Here is a 22,885-nt window from a genome sequence, read left to right on the forward strand (position 1 = left end):
AAACCTACCTCAATAACGGCCACATCAACCTTCTGCTGTGCAAAGTAGGAGAATGCCATGGCTACTGTAACTTCAAAAAAAGAAGGCTCAATTTTTTCAATAAGCGCTTGTTGACTTTTAACAAAGTGACTAACAAATGGCTTGCTCACCATTTTGCCATTTACACGTATTCTTTCCCTAAAATCTTTGAGATGGGGGGAAGTATAAAGACCAGTTTTATAACCAGCTTTTTGTAAGATGGCTGCCAGCATGTGAGAAGTGGAACCTTTTCCATTGGTGCCGCCAACATGTATGGTTTTGTATTTGTACTGAGGATTGTCCAGTGCGTTGCAAAATACAATGGTATTGTCCAGGTCTTTTTTAATGGCTATTGCCCCCACTCTGGTGAACATGGGCAGCTTGCTATAGAGATAATCTATCGTCTGATCGAAAGTCATTCTTTGGTCCTTAGCAGGTAAAATTAAGAAAAACAGAAATAAAAGAATAATTATTGCATTGTCTTGGACATTTTAGCTGATCTAAGAGTGTTTTTAGAATGTCAGAGTGGGTAAACAGATGAAGACTTACTTCTCCATAGCAATTGAACAAGCTTAGAAATTTCAGGGTTTTATTTAAAATAAGGTATCCTTTATACGGAAGCAAAAACAATGTACAGGTTACTTCACCTTAAAGACAAAAGGAACATAAAATATTCTTATTTCGGGGCCATTAGTTATGGTATTTAAAGAAGCATTTAACATGGATAGTTCACATTTTCTAAATAAGGCATCATTGGAAAATGTGGTTCCTTTAGCTCCAGCTGTTGCGCCAATAATTCTTCCCTGTTTGTTTACTTGTATTTTGACCATTATGGTGCCGGTTTCTTGACCATCATCATCTGGTTTGACCAAATTCCTAAAATTACTTAGGGGTAGGGCTTTGTTTCCATAGCCAGAACCACCATCTCCATAAAAAGGGGCCAATGGATCTCCATCTATGTCTCCCTGATTGCCCGGGGTTGTACCTGTACCATCTCCCTTACCAGTAGCATTGTTCTTATTACCTTTATAGAGGGCATTTGGATTAATAGAAGGTTGTGCAGGTTTGTCATTTTGTGTACTGCTCGGATTAGCGTTCCTTTTGTTCTCCTTAGTGTTTACACTCACTGCATCCTCGCTATCTTGTGTGGTTATATTTTTGTCGCTCAGTTGCGAAGAGGTACTTTTTGTAGTTGGGTCTGGCGTAATCTTATCTGGTGCCTTTCCATTGGCATTTGGAGCCATAGAAGGCTCTTCGATGCTGGTATAGTCAGTTCCCATTCCTGTAACAGAAGTACCATAATTGACCACCATTCCGCCCATACCCAATTCTTCGTTAGGATCGAATTTGCCGATTAGCCAAATAAAGCTCAACGCAATAAACGACACCATTAATAGGGTAGATATGGCCAATGCCTTTGGATAATTGTTTTCTTCTTTTTGGTTTGGTACCATTTTATTTCTTTTGTTCTACGGCTAAAACAACCTTCAACTTTAATTTGTTGGCCACATCAAAAACCTGCATGGTATTTTCTATGGAAACCCCTCTTGCTACATAAAGTACAATTGTTACATCGGTATCTTGTTGCAGATAACTTTCTATTCTGCTCTGCATAGTTTCCAGGGTTACAGGTTGTTTATCAACGAAGTAATTCAGGTTTTCGTCTATGCTTACTGTAACTGTTTTCTGATTATTTGCCTGTTGGCCTGAAGAAGATCGGGGCAGCAAGAGTTTAACCACTTGTGGATTCACTACTGCAGAAGCCAATAGGAAAAACAACATTAGAAAAAACATAATGTCGTTTAATGCAGCGGTATGAACTTCTACATTTCCCTTTTTTCTGTTTTTTAAATTCATTATTTTCCGGGTTCTTCTAGTAGGTCGATAAAATCAATTGCATCTGTTTCCATTTTAAGGATGATTTTCTCTACCATCATATTTAAGATATGATAGAGTACATAGGCCATAATTCCAATAATCAGTCCGGTTGCCGAGGTGATCATTTTGGTATATAGACCACCCGAGATGGTACCAATTTCAATAGCTCCTTCTACAGATACTTCACGGAAAATGGTGATTACCCCAATAATAGTACCAACAAAACCAAGCATTGGGGCTATACCTGCAATGATCCCCAGAATGCCAATATTCTTTTCTAATTTAGAAACTTCCAGTTTACCTGTATTTTCGATAGCACCTTCAATTTCTTTAATAGGGCGACCAATACGTTTTAAGCCTTTCTCTAACATTCTTGCCAAAGGAGATTGGGTATTTTTACACAGGGCGATAGCACTTTCCAATCTTCCTTCTTTTATATTCTGTCTAATCTGGAACAGTAAATTGGTATCATTCTTTGACGATTTTCTAATGGTAAGATAACGTTCAATAAAAATGACCAAGCCTAAAAAAGCAAGCAGGCCCAGGGGAATCATGACCCAGCCACCTTTCAAAAGAAGATCGATGAAATGTAAGTCTTCAGGCTTTGCCGTTGTAGCTGTTTTTACCGCCTGTGCAGTAGTATCTGCAAGATTGTGAACAGAGTCTTGTAATGTGGTTAATAATAATATCATGTGTGTGTTATTGATTTTTATTTACAAAAATATATAAGTCAGAGTTTTTCAATTGGAGTCTCAATTTCTTGAGGTCTTTATCGGCCGAATCGCGATTGACATAGGAGGCAATACTTATCTTTTTATAGATCTTACCTGGCATATTCGCTATTTTAGCTTCGAAACCCTTTTTTTTCATGTGGGAAATGTATTGTTCTACTTCCTGATCCTTAGCAAAAGCAGCTCCAATAATTTCATAAGTAGTGGTGTTTACCGGTTTGGTTTTAGTAGTTACCTTGATCGTATCTTTTGCTGGTTCTACTTTCAATCCTACCTTTTCTGCATTTTTCATAATGCTATCAGCAAACGATAAGGAATCGGCCTGTGTTTTAAGCTGATTATGATCTTCTATAGGGACCGCAATTTTTTCATCTGGATTGGTTTCATTTCGATGAAAATTATTTAATAGATTGGGATTTATGTAATAAGCTATTACACCAATAACCAACAAGATTAAAAGTAAGATGGTTACTTTTTGATACAAAGGCATTGAAGTTTTTTCTTCTTCAATTTGGGGTGTATCTTCCATTTCATCAAACTCGCCAATTAATTCATCGTCTGAATTATTGATATCGAATTTGTCATTTACTTGGTCAAAATCCCATTCTTTGGTCGTAGAAATAAGTTTTAAAGTATCATCTTCATCATTATTGTCGTTGGTCTTATCAGATAGATAGAATTCTGATATTGTATTTTCATGAGGTTTATTTTCTTCTATTACAATAATATTGTCTTGTTCAAAATCCCAATCTTCTGCGGTTGGATTTTCTTCTTTAATTTCAGGATGGTTGGTCGGATTTTTTACATCAACTTCTCCTATCTCATCATAAACTTCATTTTCGTCTGTTATCGGATCCGTATTTTCTTGTGGAGCAGAAGAAGGACTTTCGCTATTGAAATCTTCTTCTATCCTTTTTTCGTTATTGGTATGGTTAGAAATATTTTCCTCTTCTTGTGCCGATACGGAAGTTTCTTCGTTTGCATCTTCTACATTCGAATGTTCTGTGTGCGGTATAGAATGTTGCTCTTCTGCTGAAATATTTTCTTCATTAGTTTCTATTTCAGGGAGAGCTACAGAATTTTCTTCTATTTTTTCATGATCAACATCTTCTGTCTGGCTTGTTGATTTAAGCTGATCTTGTACAGTACCCGCTTGCAAATTTTCGATTTCTGAAGGCTGATCAGAAGAGAGGTTATCCGTTTTTTCTTTCGTTGTTATTCCCGTTATACTGGGAAGGGCATAAAAGTCAAAACCTACATGACTATCTTTTGAGGGAGTAAATGAAATTTGATCATTATCTAATTTTAGGTTTCCAAGACCATCTAATTGATATTCACCTTTTTCTCTTAATTGTTTTTTTACTTCTTCTACAAATTGACTGACAAAGTAATTAGCCGCATCTGTCGAAATATTTCTTTTTGATTGGATATATTGTATAAGGTGGGCTGTTTCTTTAACACTATTCGTGAAATCTAGCACATAGTTGGGAGGTAAGAATGTGTGCGTATCAGCATCGTACCTTCCGGGTGTTTTCTTCTTATATAAAGTACCTAAGCCTTCAATTCCAATTTCTTTACGAATTTTAAGCAGCTCTATTAGGTATTGTAATATATCCATTTGGGTAAAAATAAATTTTAATTTGGTATCGACCAATAATAAATTTTAACCTTTTAAAAGGAATAGGTTAAACCACCAAAGATATTAAAACCATTTACACGGTAGTATAAATATTTACTGTAATTCGTGTTTAATATGTTGTTAGCTTTTGCAAATGCAGAAAACTTATTGTTGATTTTGTAGGTTGCTCCAACGCCCAAGTCTACGAAACCTTTAACATTCACAATATTCTCTTTTGTAAAGTCGGGTATAGGAGGATAGGTGCCATCAGGATTTTGGGTGTTGGATAAAAACACTTTAGCCTTGCTATCGTCCTGCATTACAACGGATGCGTCGAAAGTTAATTTTTTGTTCAGGGTAAACATAAAGTTTGAGCTTAACCTAAGTTGAGGTTTAAAATAGCTTTCTTTTTCTTCACCAGCTTTATAATCTTCCATGTTCAATTTTCCCGTCCATTTAAGGTTGTCGCTTACTTGTACGGTTAGCTCTCCTTCTAAGCCCAATATTTTGGTTTTGCCAAAATCATAGATAACATCAAACTTGTTAAAGGCTCCAAAGTTGTTTACAAACAATGGCATATCGGTAATTTCCTTGCTATAGAAACGTGCCTTATATCCAAATCCAGGACCGCCGGTACCTTTTACCCCCCCGCTAATGCTTAATTTTTCAACGCTATTCTTTATGAGGATATTATGGTTCAGAAAAGGATTCTCGTCTGTTAGGGTTTTTAAGGTATTGCGGTTTACATCACCTTTTAATTCACCAAAAACTTGAAGGAAATCTGGAATTAAGGTAAAATCGGCCGTAACGGCTGGAAAAATTCTGGTGTTGGACACTGTGCTAAATTCTTGGGCAAGGTTTATCCCTGCTATAATTTTCACTCCACCGGCTTGTAGCTTAATATAAGGATTTAATCGGAGCAGATTGTTAGAGACTGCTGTATTTACATCCTTTGTCTTCCCAAATTCGGCTGAGGCAGCAAGTCCTAAATTAAAGCTACTGATCCTTTTATTTAGATAACCAGTTAAGGTGATGGCATTTTCTTTAGCGCTGTATTTATCATTGAGAAGGTAGCCATTAATTTTTGCAGCATAACTCAAGGCATTTTCATCTGGTGTAAATTTATTGATGACTTCGCCCTCCAACTCAAAAAAATTAAAGGCCTGTTTTTCAGGATTGGAATTTAAAGTAGGATTGGCTTCATCAATACCATAGAAATAAAGGCCGTGCCTTTGATAATTAATTCTGCCATTTAGGGTAGCTTTTTCTCCGATACTACGTCCGAAAGCACTCAGTTGCTGTGTATTTTCATTCTGTTTATTTAATTTGCCCTGTTGGCTGAGGTGCCTAAAAAAAATGCCTGTTTGTAGGGCTGGATCTTTGCCCATTCCAATATAGGCTTCAGCCAAAAGGGTTCCCAGATTGCCAACTCCCCCTTTAACATAATTGTTTAATAAAATGGCTTCGAGTTCATTGGCCAATTGTTGGGCTTGTAATTTTTGGATGTCGGTATTCAGCTCAAGTTTACGGTCTGTTAATATATAGTTAAAGCGAGCTTTGTAAGTTTTTATATTATCTAGATCAGGGCTTCTTCTCAATTTAACCGCTTCGGCCAATACAGGTTTATAAGGCCTGATGATCTCGATCTCCTCACTTACCGTTTTTTCGGTTTTCTCAGGAGGTTTCACCTCTTGTGCATTTAAGGCAAGTGTTCCAGAAATTAGGGTTAGCGCTATATAAGTGATTTTATTTAGTCTCATTTTTTTGTGTCTAGTTGATTTTTGCCAATTTCTCTTTTGCCGTAGGAATAATATCATCTTTGCCTTCATATCTCTCAATGATGCTTAATAGCGTAGATTTTGCCTGTAATTTATCCTTAAGTCCTAAATAATTGTCGGCCAATAGAATAAATGATTTGGCTACCCAATAATCATAGGAAGGCATATTGTTGATCAGGTCAAAACAGGTTTTTTGCGAGGCCTTATAATCGCCTTTTGCATATTGTAGTGCGGCAATATTATATTTAGCTTCGGCTGCTGCCAAAGTTTTTGTGTTGGCTACCACGTTATTGAATGCTTTGATGGCCAGTGCAGTGTCGGCTTTTAATAGATAGGCTTTTCCTGCATATAGGTCAGAACTATTTTTCTCTTCTTCTGAAGATTTGTCGGAGTTCTTAATGATATCGGCATATTTGATCATGTCATCGGGCATATTCAATTCCCCATAGGCTTTGATCAAATTGTTAATGGCATAGCTGTGGTGAGCTTTATAATCTGCAGTGGTTTCTAGCCTTTTTAGGTAAACCACAGCTTCATTGTATTTTTTTTCTTGCATCAATACTTTAGATACACTCATCAACGAACGTTCGGTATAGTCGCTGGTCCAATCATTTAGGATATAGTCATAATCAGCAATTGCCTCGGCAGAACGCCCCAGTTTAACCAATGACTCGGCCCTTATAAATTTAGCTTCCTTGTCATGGATAGGTTTAGGGAATTTTTCCAAATAAGCATTAATGGCTTCATACGCACCTTTGGCATCTCCTTTTAGATAAATGTTATTTGCAGATTGAAAGACAATGTTATCTTGTTCACTCATGGAATAATTGCCCAATGGCGTAGTGGCAGCATAGCTGATAAAGCCATTAGCGTCGCCTCTGTCTACATAAATGTTCTTGATCGATTCTAACGCTTGTTTAGCTTCTGGAGCACTTGGGTAATCTCTAATTACTTTTTTGAAAGATTCGAGGGCTTGGTCATCTTGATCTTGATTGTATTGTACCAAACCTATGGTAACTAGCGCTTTTGGTACATAGCTACTGCGCGGATATTTGGCAACTAACCCTACCAAATCGGTTTTCGATTTTTCAAATTCCCCTTTGTTGAAATAAGTATAAGCGGTTTCAAAGCCGGCATCATCTGCATAATTCGAGTTGGGAAATTTGTTAAGCAGGTTTTGCATAGTGATAATTTTTGCATCATCTTGTTTCTGTAGACCTTGAATCATTCCACGTTGGAACAAGGCATAATCTTCACCAGTTTGTTTACCGCTTATTATTTTATTGTAGTTGCTTAATGCATCTCCGTAGTTTTTATTCACAAAATATGAATCTGCCAATCTCATGGTGGCATCATTTACCGTTTTGGCATCTTTGTCTGCACCCCTTAGAAAGCGTTCGAAATAGGTGGCTGCTTTGGCATACTTTTCATCTTCGAATGCAGCATAGCCTAATGCATAATTGGCAAAATTGTAAACTTCAGTTTTTTCGGCATCGCTAATGGTAAGAAACTTTTCAAAGGTTTTAACCGCTTCGCCATATTTGCGAAGTTCATACATCGATTCTGCCATCCAGTATACACTTAAGGCATAAATCTCTCTATCTTCCTGAAAATTTCCTGAGCGGAGAAACATAGATAAGGCATTGGGAAAAGCACGTTCATTATAAAATTCCAGTCCCCTGAAATAAGTTACTTTTTGATATGCGGCTTTAGCCTCTACAGTTTTATTGGGAATGGGTTCCAAAATATCTATGGCTGCCTGATAGTTTTTACTGGTCAATAAAATTTCTCCCAATAATGTTTTGGCCTCATTGATCTTTTTAGAGTTTGGGAACTGTTTCAGGAAGCTTTGTGTGGCTTCTAAGGCTAATTGATTAAATTCTAATTCATAACTTAATTTGGCATAATTAATCCAAGCTTCCTCTTGTAGGTTCTTATCAAAGTCTAATCTCGAAGCCCTAAAAAAAGCGCTTCTGGCCTTTTCTTTATTATTAAGTTTTAGTGCAGATTTACCTAAGGTAAACATACCATTTTGAAGATATACATCATCTGCATTAAGTTTTTCCAATACACTAACCGATTCTTTGTACTTTCCATTTTGGAATAGGGCATAGCCATATTGGTAAATAAATAGGTTGTTTTTAACCTGGTTTTTATCTTTTTCGTAATATTGACTAAAGTATTTCTCTGAATTTTTGAATTCGGACTTGGCAAAATAAGAGGCGGCTACTAAACTTAGCATTTCTGCTTCGTACTTCTGCTTGGTTTTTTGCATGGACGCAATGGCATAGTCTATCACATCGTCATAGCGTTCGTCCAAGTAATACATTGAAGTGATATAATACGGATAGCTGGCTTCATAAGTAGGAGAGCCTTTCAACTTTTCAAAGTTGGTCAAAGCCGTTTTATATTCTTTATTTAGGTAATTGATATAGGCAAAATAATAAATAGCGCTCTCTTGAAATGGAGATTCCTCCTTTTTTACTTTTTCGAAAAGAGGTTCTGCTTTTTCAAAATTATTGAGTTCGAAATAGGCGTAACCCTGTTTAAACTGATATTCCAATCTTTGCTTTTGGGAAAGGGAGTTAGGATCAGTTTGTTCAAACCATTCTAATGCTTTTTGATAGTTTTTTTTGCCAAAGTAAGCTTTCCCCATATGGAAATAAGCCAACTTCGTATTCGGATTTAAAGGATATTCCCTAATGAATTCCTGAAAAAGGGCTTCGGCATCTTCATTACCTAGTTCAATGGCACAAACTGCCGTATAAAATTTGGCATTTTCTTTTATGATGGATAATTCTGCATTGCTTTGTTGTTGTGTGCTCGCTTTGCTTCTAAATTGCTCAACCAGTTTAAATTGTTGTGCAGCGGCTACATATTTTTCGTTTTGTAAAAGCTCTAGACCGGTTTGGTAATTTTGATTTAGGCTAAGCAAGGGACTCCTTTGTGCTTGGGTAACACCAAATCCACTAGCTATAAATAATGGAACTAATAAATATTTTTTTTTCATTAGCGTAAATTGTTTTTAATCGTGTATAGTTACCATTCCGAGCTTATCAAGCATTTCGGGTTATCTATAACTACACACAATGGTTTCATCTGTGTATATTCTTTTTAAGTAGATGAAATCATCATTTTTTCAAATTTACTGAGGTAAATAGAAAAAGACAGTTTGCATCAGTTTCAAATATGGTTGGTACTAAAATAGAATTTATGCCCTTAGCTATCAACATAAGAAATTAACATCTGTTGATAACAGACATTTAACGAAATGATATTGAGCTTCGTATGGACTGTTTAAAAGTTTTTAACAAAGTGTTGTTTTTGCGGGCTTGATGGGGAGAATGACCTTTTATTGCAATTTATCCATATGCTTACGTTGGATACGCCAATACTTATTTTCATTATAATTCCATTCTATAAAGCCTGTGCTCAAGATGATGAGGGCAGAAAGAATGATCAGGTATTTGAAGAAAGTAAATAGGTGGCGAAAGGTAAAAAAGGTATATTCTGTGTCACCAATAATGAAATAATTGACTAGGTCTATCAATAAACATAAGGGTAATACAACTTTCAGGAAAGTTGTGGAGGCGTGAGTTTTCCAGTTCCACTGCTTTCTTTTTTCTCCCCAGTAATCGATGAACTTTTGTTCCTGTGTAGTCATGTTTAGTTATCATTTTGGCTGGCCAAAAGATACAGTACGGCCATTCTAATGGCTACACCATTTTCTACCTGATTTAATATAATGGATTGCTTGCTATCTGCTACATCACTGGTGATTTCTACCCCACGGTTTATGGGCCCTGGATGCATGATTACAATTTCTTTGTCCAGACTGTCCAGTATCTGTTTATTTAAGCCATACATTAAAGCATATTCCCTTTGCGATGGGAAATATTTGATATCCTGACGTTCCAATTGTATACGTAGCATATTGGCCACATCGCACCAGTTTAATGCCTTGATCAGGTCATGTTCAACTTTCACACCTAGTGCAGCAATATGTTTAGGGATTAATGTGGTTGGTCCACATACCATCACTTCTGCCCCTAGTTTCTGTAGGCAGAGGATATTTGAAATAGCTACACGGGAATGTAGGATATCACCCACTATGACTACTTTTTTGCCTGCTACGGTACCTAATTTTTCACGAATAGAGAAAGCATCTAATAGGGCTTGTGTAGGGTGTTCGTGTGCCCCGTCTCCAGCGTTAACAATTTGGGCTTTTATGTGCCTACTCAAAAATTGGCCAGCTCCGGCATAGGGATGACGCATCACCACCATATCTACTTTCATAGACAAGATGTTGTTGACCGTATCAATAAGGGTTTCGCCTTTGCTTACCGATGAAGATGAAGCAGCAAAATTTACCACATCTGCAGAAAGCCGTTTTTCGGCCAATTCAAATGAAAGTTTAGTGCGGGTTGAGTTTTCGAAAAATATGTTGGCAATGGTGATATCTCTTAAAGATGGAACCTTTTTTATGGGTCTGTTGATCACATCCTTAAAATTATCAGCAGTTTCGAAAATCAATTCAATATCATTCAGGTTAATATCTTTAATGCCCAAAAGATGTCTAGTTGATAATTTGTCTGCTGCCATTTCTATTGCTTTTTATCTGTTTTTATATTGTTTTCAACTGTCAGATAGAGCTTACCTTGCCAAATAATCGGTTTTTTGATTTATGTTCGTTTTGGCAAGGACGGTTCTGATAATAAGACTACTTTGTCTTCTCCTTCGTTTTCTTTCCAGCTGACCTTAACTTTTTGCGAGTCTATACAGTCTACCTGTTGGCCAATATAGTTAGGTTCAATAGGTAAATGCCTCGAAAATCTACGGTCAATGAGTACCATCAGTTCTACTCTTTCAGGTCGCCCATAAGCCAATAAGGCATCCATAGCTGCACGAATAGTACGTCCAGTCCACAGTACATCATCAATTAAAATAACTTGTTTGCCTTCAATAATAAAATCAATGGTATTGCTACTAGCAGTAACCAACCCGTCTTTTCTTCTAAAATCGTCCCTAAAGAAGGTAATGTCTAAATTGCCTTTTTGTATGGTGTTGGTCTTAAGGATGTCTGATAATTCTTGATAAACCCTATAGGCAAAAAAAGCCCCTCTTGGCTGTATGCCAATTAAAACAGTATTGCTAAAATCGATATGATTCTCAATTAGCTGATGACAAAGTCGCTTAATTGTGATCTGAAATTTTTGGCCGCTAAGCAGTGTTCTCTTTTGCATTGCACTAGGATTGCGCAAATATAAGGAAAAAGTTGAAAAGGTTAGAAAAAATGCCTTAATGAGTTTATTTTTTTAGATCATAAAAATGGTTTTTAATTATGTTCTTCATAAATATATGGTAGTTATATAAGATAGCTTTCTGCGGTTAAATAAATATTTGGCATGATGGTAAAACAAAATAAGATCTTGTTTGTAGTTGTTCAAGCAACTATTGTTGAGAGAACTAAATTATGATGTCATTAGAAGATAGGTACAATTTGCTTACAGGTCGGTTATTTATGTATACAAATAGATTTTTAACGCAAAAATTCAAGCAGAATACCATTAACCTGACCAAAGAACAATGGACTATCCTGGTTCAGTTATGGAAAGAAGATGGGGTTTCTCAGCAAGTAATAGCCGATGAAACAGGAAGGGATAAGCCGAGTATAACCAGGTTGTTGGATAATTTGGAGCGCGATGGTTATATAGAAAGAAGGCCCGATGCAAAAGACAGAAGGTTAAATCTCATATTTCTTACGCCTAAAGGGGTAAAAACAGAAGAAAAGGTAATGAAAGTTGCAAACAGGGCCTTAGATGATATTACCACTGGCCTAACCGAAATGGAAATGACCACTGTAAAGAATGTATTTGAAAAAATTTATAAAAATATAGGTACATCATAGCATATGAAAAAGATATTTTTAATAATGGCTGGCTTCTTTATGCTGAATGTAACCAACTTGTATGCACAGCAGCAATTACAGGTTTCGGAAACATTGATGAGGGCTATAAATGTGGCTCTTAAAGAAGATAGAAATTTAGCTAACCACTATTTAGAAGCCGAAAAAATAGCCATCGAGCGTAAAAGTGTGCTTAATAAATATATTCCAACTATAGGGGCAACTGCAATGTATGGTTATTTTAAGAATACGTTAGATGTGGATATTCCCACGTTAAGTTTGCCTATTACTGGATTAACATTGTTCTCTGCAGATCAGAAACTGAACAATAGAGGGAATTTATTCTTTGGAGGATTGACTGCAAAAAGCGTGCTTTTTAGTGGAGGACAGATCATAAATGGTGCAAAAGCCTTGGAAGCTAAACAGAAAGGAACTGAATTGTTGCTGCTTCCCCAAAAGGATTCTATTATAAAAGACGTGATACATTCATTTGATCAGATAAGACTATTAAATGAAGCCAAAAAGTTACTAGATGAAAGTGAGGTAAGACTAAATAAGGAAACGGAAAGGGTAGAAAAAGCCATTGCAAATGGACTGGCCATTCCTTACGATCGTGATAAGATAAAATTAGCAACGCTAGAGCTTTCTTCAAAAAAGATAGAGCTGGAAGGAAAACATAAGGTGCTTTACCAGAAAATACACCTGCTGACCCATTATAATGATAACCAGATAGACAGTGTGGTTTATGAGTTGGAGCCTATTATATTGAATGGGCTACTTAATACCGATAACCGAGCGGAGATAAAAGCATTAGAGTCATTTAAAAATGCTTATCAATATGCACTTAAAAAAGAAAAAGGTACTTTTTTGCCAACTATAGGTGCTTTTGGTAGTTATAGCTACGCTTCGGTTTTTGATGCCAGAACGAGCTTCACAGGCCCATTAACTGGTAATCATTATAATCTAAGGCTTAATGAAGCTACACTGTATCCTAATTTTATAGCTGGTGTGGCTTTGAAATGGGAGATTTTTAGTGGCTTTGAACGTAAACATAAAATAGACGAGGCTAAAATTAATATCAGGCAAATAGAAAATAAACTGGCCGATTCCAAAGAAAAAGTTCAATTGCAGTTACAAAATAACAGTGCCCAGTATGAAACCCTATTGAAGCAGATAGATATAGCCAAACAACGTGAAAAAATAGCAAAAAATAATTTAATCGTTGCACAAAAACAGTATCTGCTGGGGCTTATAAATGTAACAGAACGTTTGACTGCAGAAACTGATATCTATCAGGTGTCATTACAAAAAATTAATAGCATAGTTGAACAGAGACGACTTGCTTTAGAGACCTTTTCATCTATCGGAAATTTACAAAACTCACTTCAAGTAAAATAAGTTATGGGAAAATATACTTTTATCATTATGGGGCTGTTTGCACTGGTTTCCTGCAACAGAAAAAATAATATGGATAACCTTATACAGGGAAAAGTAGAAAGGGACGAAATAGCAGTTGTAGGTAAAATAGCAGGTCGTATAGCTAAAATTAAGGTAAGTGAAGGCGATTTGGTAAAAAAGGGAGATACATTGGCAGTTTTGGATATCCCAGAGGTAGAGGCTAAAAAAGCACAGGCAGAAGGGGCCGTCACATCGGCCGATGCACAATACAATATGAGTGTACATGGCGCTACGGCAAACCAGTTGAAGCAGCTTAATGCCAAAAAGGACGCATTGAAAGAACAATATGAATTTGCCAAAAAATCGCTTAAAAGAATTGATGCCATGGTAATTGATTCGCTGGTGCCGCAACAACAATATGATGAGGTATATGCCAAATATCATGGTGCATTGGCACAACTAACTGCTGTGGAGGCCGAAATAGCCGACGTTAAAAATGGGGTGCGAATTGAGCAGCAAACTATGGCCCTTGGACAAAAAGATAGGGCATTGGGTGCATTACAAGAAGTGAAAACAGCTGAAAAAGAACGTTATATTATTGCTCCACAAGATATGACACTCGAAACCATTACCTTAAAAGTGGGCGAGTTGGCCTTGCCCGGATACACCTTATTTACTGGATCTTTAAAGAACAGTGTGTATTTCCGCTTTACCATTCCAGAAAGTAGTTTGGCAAACTATAAAAAAGGAGAAAACCTACAGGTAAGTGTGCCTTATAAAAATAATATGAAGATAGAAGGAGTGATAAGGAACATTAAACAGATAGGGGCATATGCCAATATAGCTACTGCTTATCCTGATTATAATATGCAAGATGCGCTATATGAAATAACTGTTGAACCCAAAGAAGTTGTACAGGCAAATGAAGTATTGACAAAATCGACGGTAACCATAGCTAAAAAATGATGAAAACATTTTTCGAATTACTGAAACGTGAATTTGGGCTATTTTGGAATAATAGTGTATTGCGAATATTATTTATAGGGGCGCCTATTATGTACGGTGTACTATTAGGCTACGTATATAGCAAAGGCAAGGTGACCCATCTGCCAATCATTGTCGTAGATCATGACCAGAGCAAAATGAGCAAAAAGGCTGTGCAAATGATGGAGGATAATGAAGTATTGACCATTGCTGTACTTAAAGCGGATGAGAGCAACCTAAGCCGACTAGCTATAGAGAAAGATGCTGTTTGTATTGTGATTATACCAGAAGGGTTTGAAAAACAAGTGCTTACTAAGAAATACCCAGAAATTACCACCATTGTAAATACGGCCAACGTATTGACAGCCAATTATGCCTCTACCGCATTGCAGGTTTGCTTGGGTACCTTAAAGGTTGGGGTACAGTTGGAAACCCTACGAAAGCAAGGGGTGCCAGAAAATTTATTGATGAGCCAGTATGAACCTTTTAAAACTACTTTTATCAAAAAGAACAATAGGTCTACCAATTATATGTATTTCTTATGGCCTGGTATTTTGGCCACGGTTTTGCAACAGGTGTTGATGTTGGGTTTGGCATTGTCCTTTGCCTCAGAATTTGAAAACCATACTTTTAAGTTTTTGGTGAACAAATCTGCTTCTACCTTAAACCTAATTTTGGTCAAGATCATTCCTTATATGGTTATGAGTTTTGGGATATGGCTTATTTACTGGTTGTTTACCTGGTGGTTCAACATCCCTTTCTATCAAAACCTGGGCATACTAACCTTGGTAGCAGGTTTATTTGTATTGGCTGTATGCTTTATAGGCATATTGGTGAGTATACTGATACCTAACCAATTAAAAGCTACAGAAGTATTAATGGTGATCGCCACGCCAAGCTTTATATTGTCAGGATTTACATGGCCTTTGAGCCAAATGCCCGTATGGGTACAATATATAGCTTCTGTTATTCCTTTAACTCATTTTTTGCCCGTATTTAGGATCTTAATTATAGAGAATGGACCGGCAGATTTGACCTATCCCTATATCTATAACCTGTTGATTATTGCCATTGTGGGCTTTGTATTGTCTTATACGGTTCTTTATTTTAAGAAGAAAAAGCTGCTGAAACAACATGAGCTTAGCGATAATAAGGGACCGATTTTTCCGGATTAGAGCAGATGAATTGTTACACTACATCTTAAATTTTTAAGATGTAGTGTAACATGCATATTATTTTTTTCTCGTTTCAATATTGGGCAAAAGTCCTGTAACAATTCCAATTAGAGGTAAAAAAGAGCATAGGGAAAAAACATAACTTATACCCTTATGATCGGCAAGCCAGCCAAGTAATGCAGAGCCAATGCCCCCCATACCAAATGCAAAACCAAAAAATAAGCCTGCAACCATACCTACTTTACCTGGAATTAATTCTGTGGCATATACTAATATTGCAGAAAAGGCAGAAGATATGATTAGGCCTATAAAAATGGCCATCATAATAGTGCCCCATAAGTTCATATAAGGTAATAGTATGGTGAAAGGCGCAGCACCTAAGATGGATACCCATATAATCAGTTTTCTACCATATCTATCTCCAAGTGGACCGCCCAATATAGTGCCTGCAGCCACAGAGGCTAAGAATGCAAAAAGATAAAACTGCGATTGCTGCACACTTATACCAAATTTGTCGATAAGATAGAACGTGAAATAGCTCGTCATCGAAGCCATGTAAAAGTATTTGGAGAATATAAGTGCCAACAATATCATAATGGAAATGGTAACGGTACGTTTGCTCAAATGTTTTTGTTCACTGTCCTTTTTAACCGTAAGATTTTGTTTTTTGTGAACAAGGTTAGCTTGGTACCATTTGCCAACCAAAGTAAGAACGACCATAGCTAATACCGCCAAAATAGCAAAGCTGCTTATGTAGGCTTGTCCAAATGGAATTACGATCAGGGCAGCTAATAAGGGGCCAATTGCCCCACCAGCATTGCCGCCAACCTGGAAAATAGATTGAGCTAGACCTTTCTTGCCGCCAGAAGCCAAGTGAGCAACCCTCGAAGCTTCTGGATGAAATATAGAGGAGCCTATGCCAATTAGACTAACTGCGGCTAATACAAGATAGAAACTGTTGGCAAAGGCCATAAAAATTAAGCCCAGAAATGTAAATCCCATACCTATGGCCAACGATTTTGGATGGGGTTTTTTATCTGTATATAAACCTACAAAGGGTTGAAGTATTGAGGCCGTTAATTGAAAGACCAGGGTGATGATACCTACCTGTGTAAAGTTCAACTTAAAATTGTCCTTGAGCATTGGGTAAATTGCAGGAATGACCGATTGGATGAGGTCATTTAACAAATGCGAAAAGCTAATCGCAAATAAAATAGTGTAAACGGTTTGGTTTACCTCGATAGAGGAAGTGTTTGAAGGTGAAGTTTTCATGTGCTAATTCATCAGGTCATCTGATGTTTTAAAGTAAAAAATAATTATATATTGATGATTTGATTAATAATGATTAGTGCTTTTTTAGGGTTTTGGTTTTTAATATGCTGGAACAATTTTTCATGAAGCAATTGTGTATCGATAAATGTGCTGGTGTCTGAATATTGATCAATGAAGAATTTAGTAATATGAACAGATGTAGTTTTATACAGCTCAGCCAGTAAACTATTCTTACAGCTGTCGGCAATAGCCACATGGAAAGCGATATCGGCATGTATACATGGTCCTGTTTCTCCATTTTTGGCAAATAGATTTCGATCATTCAGTGCTTTGCTTATTTTGATCAGATCTTCTTCCGTTCTATGTAAAGCAGCTAGTTCAACTATTTTAATCTCTAGTAACTGTCTTATTTCATGTAAATCGGTAAAATTAGCTTTTTCTATTTTATGGTCTAATTCGGCACTTCCTTTTATACTGGTTACAAAGGTACCTATGCCTTGCTGTACGGTGACATATCCAGAATTGCCTAAAAGTTTAATGGCTTCCCTAATGGTAGATCGGCCCACGCCATATTGCTTCATCAGATCGGGCTCGGTAGGCAATTTTTCATTAAGTTGATAAGTGCCGTCGCCAATCTTTATTTTTAGGGCATCGGCTACTTCTTGTGCCAAGGATTTTCTTTGTATGATCGTCATAGTTTTATCATCATATCATCTGATGAATTGTAAAAATACAATAAAATATAAGTAATTTTCAAATTTTTAATTTGATTAATGGTTTATGGTAGTTTTAGTAGGCATTAATTAATGCCAATAAACTATTGCTTAACGAAGCAGTTATGTTTCCGGTTTTCCCATTTGCAATTGGCTTGCCATCTAAGCTAAATATGGGTAAAATATTTTTGGTAGAACTACTAATGAAAGCCTCGTCGGCATTGGCGAGGTCATCTAAGTTAAAATCTTCCTCCCTTATTTTTATTCCGTCTCTTTCTATACCCAAAATTTTGCTGCGCGTTATACCCCTTAAAATAGCTGTATTAGGTGTTAAAACCTCATTATCTTTTACCATAAAGACATTGGCACGAGGACATTCCCTTACTTCTCCGTTATGATGGTATAACAGATCATCGGCCTGCTTTAATTTTAAAAGAGGTTGTAAGCGTATGGCCTGCAAATAATCTATAGTTTTAACAGTAGGTAATTGTCGCTGATAATTATGGGATAAAAGGTTTAGGCCCTTGTGGAAACTTGAAGGATCATATTCAAATGGGGCCTGAACGATAATGAGGTTAGGTTCTGCTATTAAATAGCCATCTTCGGAATATCCACCGGTTAATATCATCTTCAGGCTAGAATTAGCGATATTGTTTTTATCCAATAAGGTTGAAATAGCCTTCCGCAACTCTTGTCGGCCTATCTGAAGTTTAAGGTTCATCTCATTGGCCGAGTTATAGAAACGGTTAAAGTAATCATCGATAAAAATGGGTTTGCCATTTACAATCTTTAAGAAGTCGAAAATACCATAGCCGCGTTGCACTGCTAAATCTGTTACCAAGATTTTGGCCTCATTCTCGAGAACCAGATTGCCATTGATGTAAGTGTACCTGTTGCTCATTTTTTATGATGTATAGAATGATAGAGCCTAAAAATAAATTTTAGGACCGTCAAACGAAATATTTTTTTATAAGTGTTTGTAAAGCCAAAATTATAAAATAATAATATTTTGCTTTGTAAAATAATAGCTTGATATCTAAATAATTTACAACGATTGACTAATTTGCCTGGCATGGAAGATCATCCGGTTATCTTTTTTGATGGTGTTTGCAATTTATGCAGCGGGGCAGTTCAATTTGTAATTAAAAGAGATCCTTTTGATCACTTTAGATTTGCGGCCTTGCAAAGCGATTTTGCACAAAAGCAGCTTTCTTCGGTCGAACTTAAAACAAGAGGAGGAGATAGTTTTGTGCTATTGGAAAATGGAAAGATTTACGAGCAATCTACAGCAGCATTAAGGGTGTTGAAAAAGCTAAACGGCTTATGGCCGCTGCTCTATGTTTTTATCATAGTGCCTTCTTTCATACGTAATGTAGTTTATGCTTTTATAGCCAGCAATCGATATAAATGGTTTGGTAAGCAAGAGCTATGTTGGGTACCTACAGCAGCGCTTAAAAATAAATTTTTAGGTTAAGATCCAGTTTTTTATATCATAAGGTCATTTCTGATAAGCTTTGAAGAAAGCAATTGCCCATTTTAATCACTTATGCAATACCTAATATTGTAGATTAAATTAGCTAAAGATCAAATTTGTTGGCCATTACTTACTTAAGGTAGCCACATAAAAAAGCCTATTGACTTCCTCACCTGCTTTGCTTTTTATCGTTTCTCTATGCTCACTGATTGATAATAGGTTAAAACCAGCATTATTAGCTAGTGCTTCCATTAGTTCTCTGTTGTACAGCTCGAAACCATAAGGAGTGAAAGGTAGGGTCTCCATGAACGTTTTGTCGGCAAAGCCTATAGCTAGTAGGCCATTTGGTTTTAACAGCCCATGAAGTTGCTTTAATAGCTCAATTGGATTTTTCCAGAAATAGATGCTGTTTACGGTTAATATCTTGTCAAAGGAATTCGATGGGAAGGGAATGGTATCCCCATTATATAATTGAAAGAAAGCTTTATGGTTTGCTACAGCAGCTTTGTTGATCAGCATGGCCTGAGCCTGCATTAATTCTGATATTTCTAAGCCATAATAGGAAATATTTGTAGCCCGGTTTAAAATCTCAGGTAAATGCCTGCAATTACCATGTCCCAATTCCAAGATGCTATCATTATTGCTAATATCTAATGCGTCGATGGTGTGTTTGGTCATTCCGAAATTGCTTTCATGCATAACATCGGCTATTTCAATACCAGCTTTATCTTTTGGACAGCTTAATTAATTGCGATGCTAAGTTTTTCAAATCATCAATACTGCTCATTTTATAAAATTATGGTTTGGGTTTTGGTCGCCATAGCCATAGGCTAACGATCATTAATGGAATGGTGATGCTTAAGCTAACTAATTTTAATTGATCTCTATGTTCAACAATATCTGTTTGCGAAGTGGTGAAGATAAAAATAGTTTCTTTAATGGCGAACAATGTAATTAAAGTACAGGTAATGGCCAAAATCTTACGTAACATAATCATCAGTCTAATATTCAAAGATTAGGTTTTTGCATGGCATTTTTATTAAAAAAAATAAAAAACCAGTAAGCCATGGCTTACTGGTTCTGTATAAGTTGACTAAATTAAATTGTCAATCTGCTATTTGCAATACCATCCTACCTTCAATCTGTCCCTTTTTCATACGGTAGAATACTTCATTGATGTCTTCTAGCTTAGCAGCAGTTACATTTGCCTTAACCTTGCCCTCTACGGCAAATGCTATGGCTTCTTGTAGATCTTTGCGTGTGCCTACAATGGATCCTCTAATGGTAATTCTATTAAGTACAGTATCAAATATAGATAGGTCGAAATTGCCTGGAGGTAAGCCATTGAGGGCCATTGTACCTTTTCTTCTCAATGTTTCTAAACCTTGTTTAAAGGCAATTGGAGAAACCGCAGTGATGAGTGCCCCATGCATACCACCGGTTTCTTTTTTTAAGAATTCGCCCGGATTTTGATGTTTGGCATTTATAATTAAGTCTGCACCAAGTCTTTTAGCCAATGCCAGTTTATCATCGCCTACATCTATCGCTGCTACATGCATGCCCATGGCTTTAGCATATTGTACCGCTACGTGCCCCAAACCTCCAATACCTGAAATGGCTACCCATTCTCCTGGCTTTACTTCAGTTTCCTTTAATCCTTTGTAAACGGTAACACCGGCACATAAAATAGGGGCCATCTCTAGAAAATTTGTATTTGCTGGTAAATGTCCAACATAACGTGCATCTGCAATTACATATTCTGCAAAACCTCCATCTACGCTATAACCACCGTTTTGTTGGCTTTCACATAAAGTTTCCCAGCCCGTAATACAATGATCGCAACAGCCACATGCACTATATAACCAAGGTATGCCTACGGCATCGCCTTCCTTAACATTGTTTACATCAGGCCCTACTGCTACTACGTATCCAACACCTTCATGACCTGGAATAAGAGGCATTTTGGGTTTTACCGGCCAATCGCCCTCTACAGCATGAAGGTCGGTGTGACATACGCCACTGGCGATAACTTTGACCAGGATTTGGTTTCTGCCTGGTCTTTTAACCTCAACTTCTTCGATATGCAACGGTGCCCCAAATTCTCGGACAACAGCTGCTTTCATGGTTTTTGGAAGCATAACGAAATAAATTAGTGAACAATTATTGAATAATTAAAAATAGCAAGACAAGGAGGTTTGAAGTGTGACCTCCATCAGTTATAAAAAAGATTTGATGCACATATGGAGGCTTAATACTAAAAAAGCCAGCAGGCTTCGGCCCGCTGGCAAATCAAACCAAAATATAAACTAAGAATTATTTTGCATGGGTAATTGGTTCTAGGTCGTTTAGCTCTGCTTCGGTAAACAACCTGTAATGTATTTTAAAGGTCTTGCCTAGTGGTGTTTCTAATGAAAATCCCCCAACGCCAAAACCATCTAATACATCGAGCGTAAAATGTGAGTGTTTCCAGTATTCAAATAAGTCCCTATCTACCCAAAACTCACAATTTTCAATAGTACCTATACATACATCATTCATTCTGACATAGAAGCCACCCTTTTCGAAGCATTGGGGTTGGGTGCCTTCGCAGCATCCACCTGCTTGATAGAACATCAGCTCTCCATATTGGGCTTTTAGTTCTCGTATCAGTTCTTTTGCTTTTTCGGTACTGTCTAATCGCTTAACCATTTTACGTTATTTTTATAGTTTCCAATAGAGATTGTTTCGTCATTCTTCCTCGCAAAGACATTTGATTTTTAGTCATTGCAAGCTTTGCGAAGCAATCTCTTATCTTCATTGGTTAGCTACTAAAAGAAGCCTAATTTGTTCTTATTGTAAGAGATCAACATGTTTTTTGTTTGACGATAATGACCCAACATCATTTTATGGTTCTCTCTACCTACGCCAGATTGTTTGTAACCGCCAAAAGGTGCACCTGCAGGATAGGCATGGTATTGATTTACCCATATGCGTCCTGCCTGAATGGCACGAGGTACCTGGTATAGCTCATGTGCATCTCGTGTCCACACACCAGCACCCAAGCCATATAATGTATCATTGGCAATGGCAATGGCTTCTTCCACTGTTTTGAAGGTAGTAACGGCGAGCACAGGTCCAAAAATTTCCTCTTGGAAGATGCGCATTTTATTATGCCCTTTGAAGATAGTAGGTTTGATATAATAACCTCCTTCCAATTCGCCGGGTAATTGATTGATGTCTCCACCTGTTAAAAGTTCTGCTCCTTCTTGTTTGCCCAATTCGATATATGATTTTATTTTTTCAAATTGGATTTTAGAAGCTTGAGCCCCCATCATTACAGTTTGATCTAATGGACTACCGACTTTAATGGCTTCGGTTCTTTCGATTACTTTAGCTATAAACTTTTCATAGATATCTTCTTGTACCAATAGTCTTGATGGACAAGTACAGATTTCCCCTTGGTTGAGGGCAAACAACACCGCACCTTCTATTGCTTTATCAAGAAAGGCATCATCTTGGTCCATTACCGATCTGAAGAAGATGTTTGGTGATTTTCCTCCCAGTTCCAAGGTTACGGGAATAATGTTTTCTGTGGCATATTGCATCACTAACCGACCGGTAGGGGTAGAGCCCGTGAAAGCTGCTTTAGCTACCTTGGGATTGGTTACCAAATGGCGACCCAGCTCTGCTCCAAATCCGTTTACCACATTAACTACGCCCGGGGGCAATAGGTCGCCAATCAGCTCCATTAATATCATGATAGATGTAGGGGTACTTTCTGCAGGTTTAAGCACTACAGTATTTCCGGCGGCTAATGCCGGAGCTAATTTCCAAATTCCCATTAACAAGGGGAAGTTCCAAGGAATGATCTGTGCCACTACCCCGATAGGCTCATGTACAATTAAGGATACGGTATGTTCATCCAGTTCGGTATGAGACCCTTCTTCCGCACGTATTACACC

At 37.1% G+C, this 22,885-nt stretch carries 22 protein-coding genes and 1 pseudogene; 5 read left to right on the forward strand and 18 right to left on the reverse strand.

From position 1 onward, the window contains the following. The 10 genes and pseudogenes from JHD79_RS19415 to pyrR all read right to left on the reverse strand — a co-directional run. Positions 1 to 437, reverse strand: a pseudogene (locus tag JHD79_RS19415) (bifunctional folylpolyglutamate synthase/dihydrofolate synthase); the annotation flags it as partial. A 219-nt stretch (positions 438 to 656) separates the two neighbouring features. Next, positions 657 to 1,472, reverse strand: coding sequence for an energy transducer TonB (locus tag JHD79_RS19420; RefSeq protein WP_199121018.1), 816 nt, complete (start codon positions 1,470 to 1,472; stop codon positions 657 to 659). Between the two features lies 1 nt (position 1,473). Beyond that, positions 1,474 to 1,875 carry a biopolymer transporter ExbD gene (locus JHD79_RS19425; RefSeq protein ID WP_199121019.1) on the reverse strand — a complete coding sequence of 134 codons (402 nt, stop codon included), beginning with the start codon at positions 1,873 to 1,875 and terminating at the stop codon, positions 1,474 to 1,476. Next, positions 1,875 to 2,588 (reverse strand): MotA/TolQ/ExbB proton channel family protein, encoded by a 714-nt coding sequence (locus JHD79_RS19430; RefSeq protein ID WP_199121020.1) that lies wholly within the window; start codon positions 2,586 to 2,588, stop codon positions 1,875 to 1,877. Before JHD79_RS19430 ends, JHD79_RS19425 begins: the two co-directional genes overlap by 1 nt. A gap of 7 nt (positions 2,589 to 2,595) precedes the next feature. Beyond that, a complete protein-coding gene (locus tag JHD79_RS19435) occupies positions 2,596 to 4,245 on the reverse strand; it encodes a hypothetical protein (protein WP_199121021.1) in 1,650 nt (549 codons plus the stop codon). 53 nt (positions 4,246 to 4,298) lie between these two features. Then, positions 4,299 to 6,005, reverse strand: a complete 1,707-nt coding sequence (locus tag JHD79_RS19440) for a TonB-dependent receptor (RefSeq protein ID WP_199121022.1) — start codon at positions 6,003 to 6,005, stop codon at positions 4,299 to 4,301. A gap of 10 nt (positions 6,006 to 6,015) precedes the next feature. After that, entirely contained in the window at positions 6,016 to 9,033 is a 3,018-nt protein-coding gene (locus tag JHD79_RS19445) for a tetratricopeptide repeat protein (RefSeq protein ID WP_199121023.1), read from the reverse strand. A gap of 342 nt (positions 9,034 to 9,375) precedes the next feature. Next, a complete protein-coding gene (locus JHD79_RS19450) occupies positions 9,376 to 9,687 on the reverse strand; it encodes a hypothetical protein (protein ID WP_199121024.1) in 312 nt (103 codons plus the stop codon). Between the two features lie 2 nt (positions 9,688 to 9,689). Continuing rightward, positions 9,690 to 10,625 (reverse strand): aspartate carbamoyltransferase catalytic subunit, encoded by a 936-nt coding sequence (locus JHD79_RS19455; RefSeq protein ID WP_199121025.1) that lies wholly within the window; start codon positions 10,623 to 10,625, stop codon positions 9,690 to 9,692. An 80-nt stretch (positions 10,626 to 10,705) separates the two neighbouring features. Then, entirely contained in the window at positions 10,706 to 11,266 is a 561-nt protein-coding gene (gene pyrR / locus JHD79_RS19460; RefSeq protein WP_199121026.1) for a bifunctional pyr operon transcriptional regulator/uracil phosphoribosyltransferase PyrR, read from the reverse strand. A 230-nt stretch (positions 11,267 to 11,496) separates the two neighbouring features. Here pyrR and JHD79_RS19465 point away from each other — a divergent pair, with 230 nt between their 5' ends. From JHD79_RS19465 to JHD79_RS19480, 4 genes are read left to right on the forward strand one after another with little or no spacing between them, the layout of a single operon-like run. Further along, positions 11,497 to 11,931: a MarR family winged helix-turn-helix transcriptional regulator gene (locus tag JHD79_RS19465; RefSeq protein WP_199121027.1), complete on the forward strand. Its 435-nt coding sequence runs from the start codon at positions 11,497 to 11,499 to the stop codon at positions 11,929 to 11,931. A gap of 3 nt (positions 11,932 to 11,934) precedes the next feature. Next, a complete protein-coding gene (locus tag JHD79_RS19470; protein WP_199121028.1) occupies positions 11,935 to 13,326 on the forward strand; it encodes a TolC family protein in 1,392 nt (463 codons plus the stop codon). Positions 13,327 to 13,329: 3 nt separating this feature from the next. Further along, positions 13,330 to 14,292 carry an HlyD family secretion protein gene (locus tag JHD79_RS19475; RefSeq protein ID WP_199121029.1) on the forward strand — a complete coding sequence of 321 codons (963 nt, stop codon included), beginning with the start codon at positions 13,330 to 13,332 and terminating at the stop codon, positions 14,290 to 14,292. Next, on the forward strand, positions 14,289 to 15,485 hold the full coding sequence (locus JHD79_RS19480) for an ABC transporter permease (protein ID WP_233164791.1): 1,197 nt from the start codon (positions 14,289 to 14,291) through the stop codon (positions 15,483 to 15,485). The genes JHD79_RS19475 and JHD79_RS19480 overlap by 4 nt, the downstream gene beginning before the upstream one ends. A gap of 57 nt (positions 15,486 to 15,542) precedes the next feature. Here JHD79_RS19480 and JHD79_RS19485 read toward each other — a convergent pair whose 3' ends face one another. The 3 genes from JHD79_RS19485 to JHD79_RS19495 form a co-directional block, all read right to left on the reverse strand. After that, entirely contained in the window at positions 15,543 to 16,757 is a 1,215-nt protein-coding gene (locus JHD79_RS19485; RefSeq protein WP_199121030.1) for an MFS transporter, read from the reverse strand. A 44-nt stretch (positions 16,758 to 16,801) separates the two neighbouring features. After that, the gene (locus tag JHD79_RS19490; RefSeq protein WP_199121031.1) at positions 16,802 to 17,452 is read right to left on the reverse strand and encodes a FadR/GntR family transcriptional regulator; all 651 of its coding nucleotides are present in this window, start codon (positions 17,450 to 17,452) and stop codon (positions 16,802 to 16,804) included. A gap of 94 nt (positions 17,453 to 17,546) precedes the next feature. Beyond that, positions 17,547 to 18,371 (reverse strand): aminotransferase class IV, encoded by an 825-nt coding sequence (locus tag JHD79_RS19495; RefSeq protein WP_199121032.1) that lies wholly within the window; start codon positions 18,369 to 18,371, stop codon positions 17,547 to 17,549. A gap of 153 nt (positions 18,372 to 18,524) precedes the next feature. Between JHD79_RS19495 and JHD79_RS19500 the strand changes: the two genes are divergently transcribed. Then, a complete protein-coding gene (locus tag JHD79_RS19500; RefSeq protein WP_233164792.1) occupies positions 18,525 to 18,944 on the forward strand; it encodes a thiol-disulfide oxidoreductase DCC family protein in 420 nt (139 codons plus the stop codon). Positions 18,945 to 19,070: 126 nt separating this feature from the next. On the opposite strand, the gene JHD79_RS19505 is transcribed toward JHD79_RS19500, so the two are convergent. The 5 genes from JHD79_RS19505 to JHD79_RS19525 form a co-directional block, all read right to left on the reverse strand. Continuing rightward, entirely contained in the window at positions 19,071 to 19,643 is a 573-nt protein-coding gene (locus JHD79_RS19505) for a class I SAM-dependent methyltransferase (protein ID WP_233164793.1), read from the reverse strand. A 97-nt stretch (positions 19,644 to 19,740) separates the two neighbouring features. Beyond that, entirely contained in the window at positions 19,741 to 19,935 is a 195-nt protein-coding gene (locus JHD79_RS19510; RefSeq protein WP_199121035.1) for a hypothetical protein, read from the reverse strand. A 115-nt stretch (positions 19,936 to 20,050) separates the two neighbouring features. Continuing rightward, positions 20,051 to 21,067 (reverse strand): alcohol dehydrogenase AdhP, encoded by a 1,017-nt coding sequence (adhP, locus tag JHD79_RS19515; RefSeq protein ID WP_233164794.1) that lies wholly within the window; start codon positions 21,065 to 21,067, stop codon positions 20,051 to 20,053. 190 nt (positions 21,068 to 21,257) lie between these two features. Next, positions 21,258 to 21,632 (reverse strand): DUF779 domain-containing protein, encoded by a 375-nt coding sequence (locus JHD79_RS19520; protein WP_199121037.1) that lies wholly within the window; start codon positions 21,630 to 21,632, stop codon positions 21,258 to 21,260. A 119-nt stretch (positions 21,633 to 21,751) separates the two neighbouring features. Continuing rightward, positions 21,752 to 22,885, reverse strand: a 1,134-nt coding sequence (locus tag JHD79_RS19525) for an aldehyde dehydrogenase family protein (RefSeq protein ID WP_199121038.1), incomplete at its 5' end; no start/stop codon positions are given.

The sequence above is a fragment of the Pedobacter sp. ASV28 genome (assembly GCF_016428855.1).
Classification (GTDB): Bacteria; Bacteroidota; Bacteroidia; order Sphingobacteriales; family Sphingobacteriaceae; genus Pedobacter.

Coding starts and splice junctions, on each gene's coding strand:
- JHD79_RS19420 (WP_199121018.1), bottom strand. CDS start 1,472: ATGGTACCAAACCAAAAAGAAGAAAACAATTATCCAAAGGCATTGGCC.
- JHD79_RS19425 (WP_199121019.1), bottom strand. CDS start 1,875: ATGAATTTAAAAAACAGAAAAAAGGGAAATGTAGAAGTTCATACCGCT.
- JHD79_RS19430 (WP_199121020.1), bottom strand. CDS start 2,588: ATGATATTATTATTAACCACATTACAAGACTCTGTTCACAATCTTGCA.
- JHD79_RS19435 (WP_199121021.1), bottom strand. CDS start 4,245: ATGGATATATTACAATACCTAATAGAGCTGCTTAAAATTCGTAAAGAA.
- JHD79_RS19440 (WP_199121022.1), bottom strand. CDS start 6,005: ATGAGACTAAATAAAATCACTTATATAGCGCTAACCCTAATTTCTGGA.
- JHD79_RS19445 (WP_199121023.1), bottom strand. CDS start 9,033: ATGAAAAAAAAATATTTATTAGTTCCATTATTTATAGCTAGTGGATTT.
- JHD79_RS19450 (WP_199121024.1), bottom strand. CDS start 9,687: ATGACTACACAGGAACAAAAGTTCATCGATTACTGGGGAGAAAAAAGA.
- JHD79_RS19455 (WP_199121025.1), bottom strand. CDS start 10,625: ATGGCAGCAGACAAATTATCAACTAGACATCTTTTGGGCATTAAAGAT.
- pyrR (WP_199121026.1), bottom strand. CDS start 11,266: ATGCAAAAGAGAACACTGCTTAGCGGCCAAAAATTTCAGATCACAATT.
- JHD79_RS19465 (WP_199121027.1), top strand. CDS start 11,497: ATGATGTCATTAGAAGATAGGTACAATTTGCTTACAGGTCGGTTATTT.
- JHD79_RS19470 (WP_199121028.1), top strand. CDS start 11,935: ATGAAAAAGATATTTTTAATAATGGCTGGCTTCTTTATGCTGAATGTA.
- JHD79_RS19475 (WP_199121029.1), top strand. CDS start 13,330: ATGGGAAAATATACTTTTATCATTATGGGGCTGTTTGCACTGGTTTCC.
- JHD79_RS19480 (WP_233164791.1), top strand. CDS start 14,289: ATGATGAAAACATTTTTCGAATTACTGAAACGTGAATTTGGGCTATTT.
- JHD79_RS19485 (WP_199121030.1), bottom strand. CDS start 16,757: ATGAAAACTTCACCTTCAAACACTTCCTCTATCGAGGTAAACCAAACC.
- JHD79_RS19490 (WP_199121031.1), bottom strand. CDS start 17,452: ATGACGATCATACAAAGAAAATCCTTGGCACAAGAAGTAGCCGATGCC.
- JHD79_RS19495 (WP_199121032.1), bottom strand. CDS start 18,371: ATGAGCAACAGGTACACTTACATCAATGGCAATCTGGTTCTCGAGAAT.
- JHD79_RS19505 (WP_233164793.1), bottom strand. CDS start 19,643: ATGCATGAAAGCAATTTCGGAATGACCAAACACACCATCGACGCATTA.
- JHD79_RS19510 (WP_199121035.1), bottom strand. CDS start 19,935: ATGTTACGTAAGATTTTGGCCATTACCTGTACTTTAATTACATTGTTC.
- adhP (WP_233164794.1), bottom strand. CDS start 21,067: ATGAAAGCAGCTGTTGTCCGAGAATTTGGGGCACCGTTGCATATCGAA.
- JHD79_RS19520 (WP_199121037.1), bottom strand. CDS start 21,632: ATGGTTAAGCGATTAGACAGTACCGAAAAAGCAAAAGAACTGATACGA.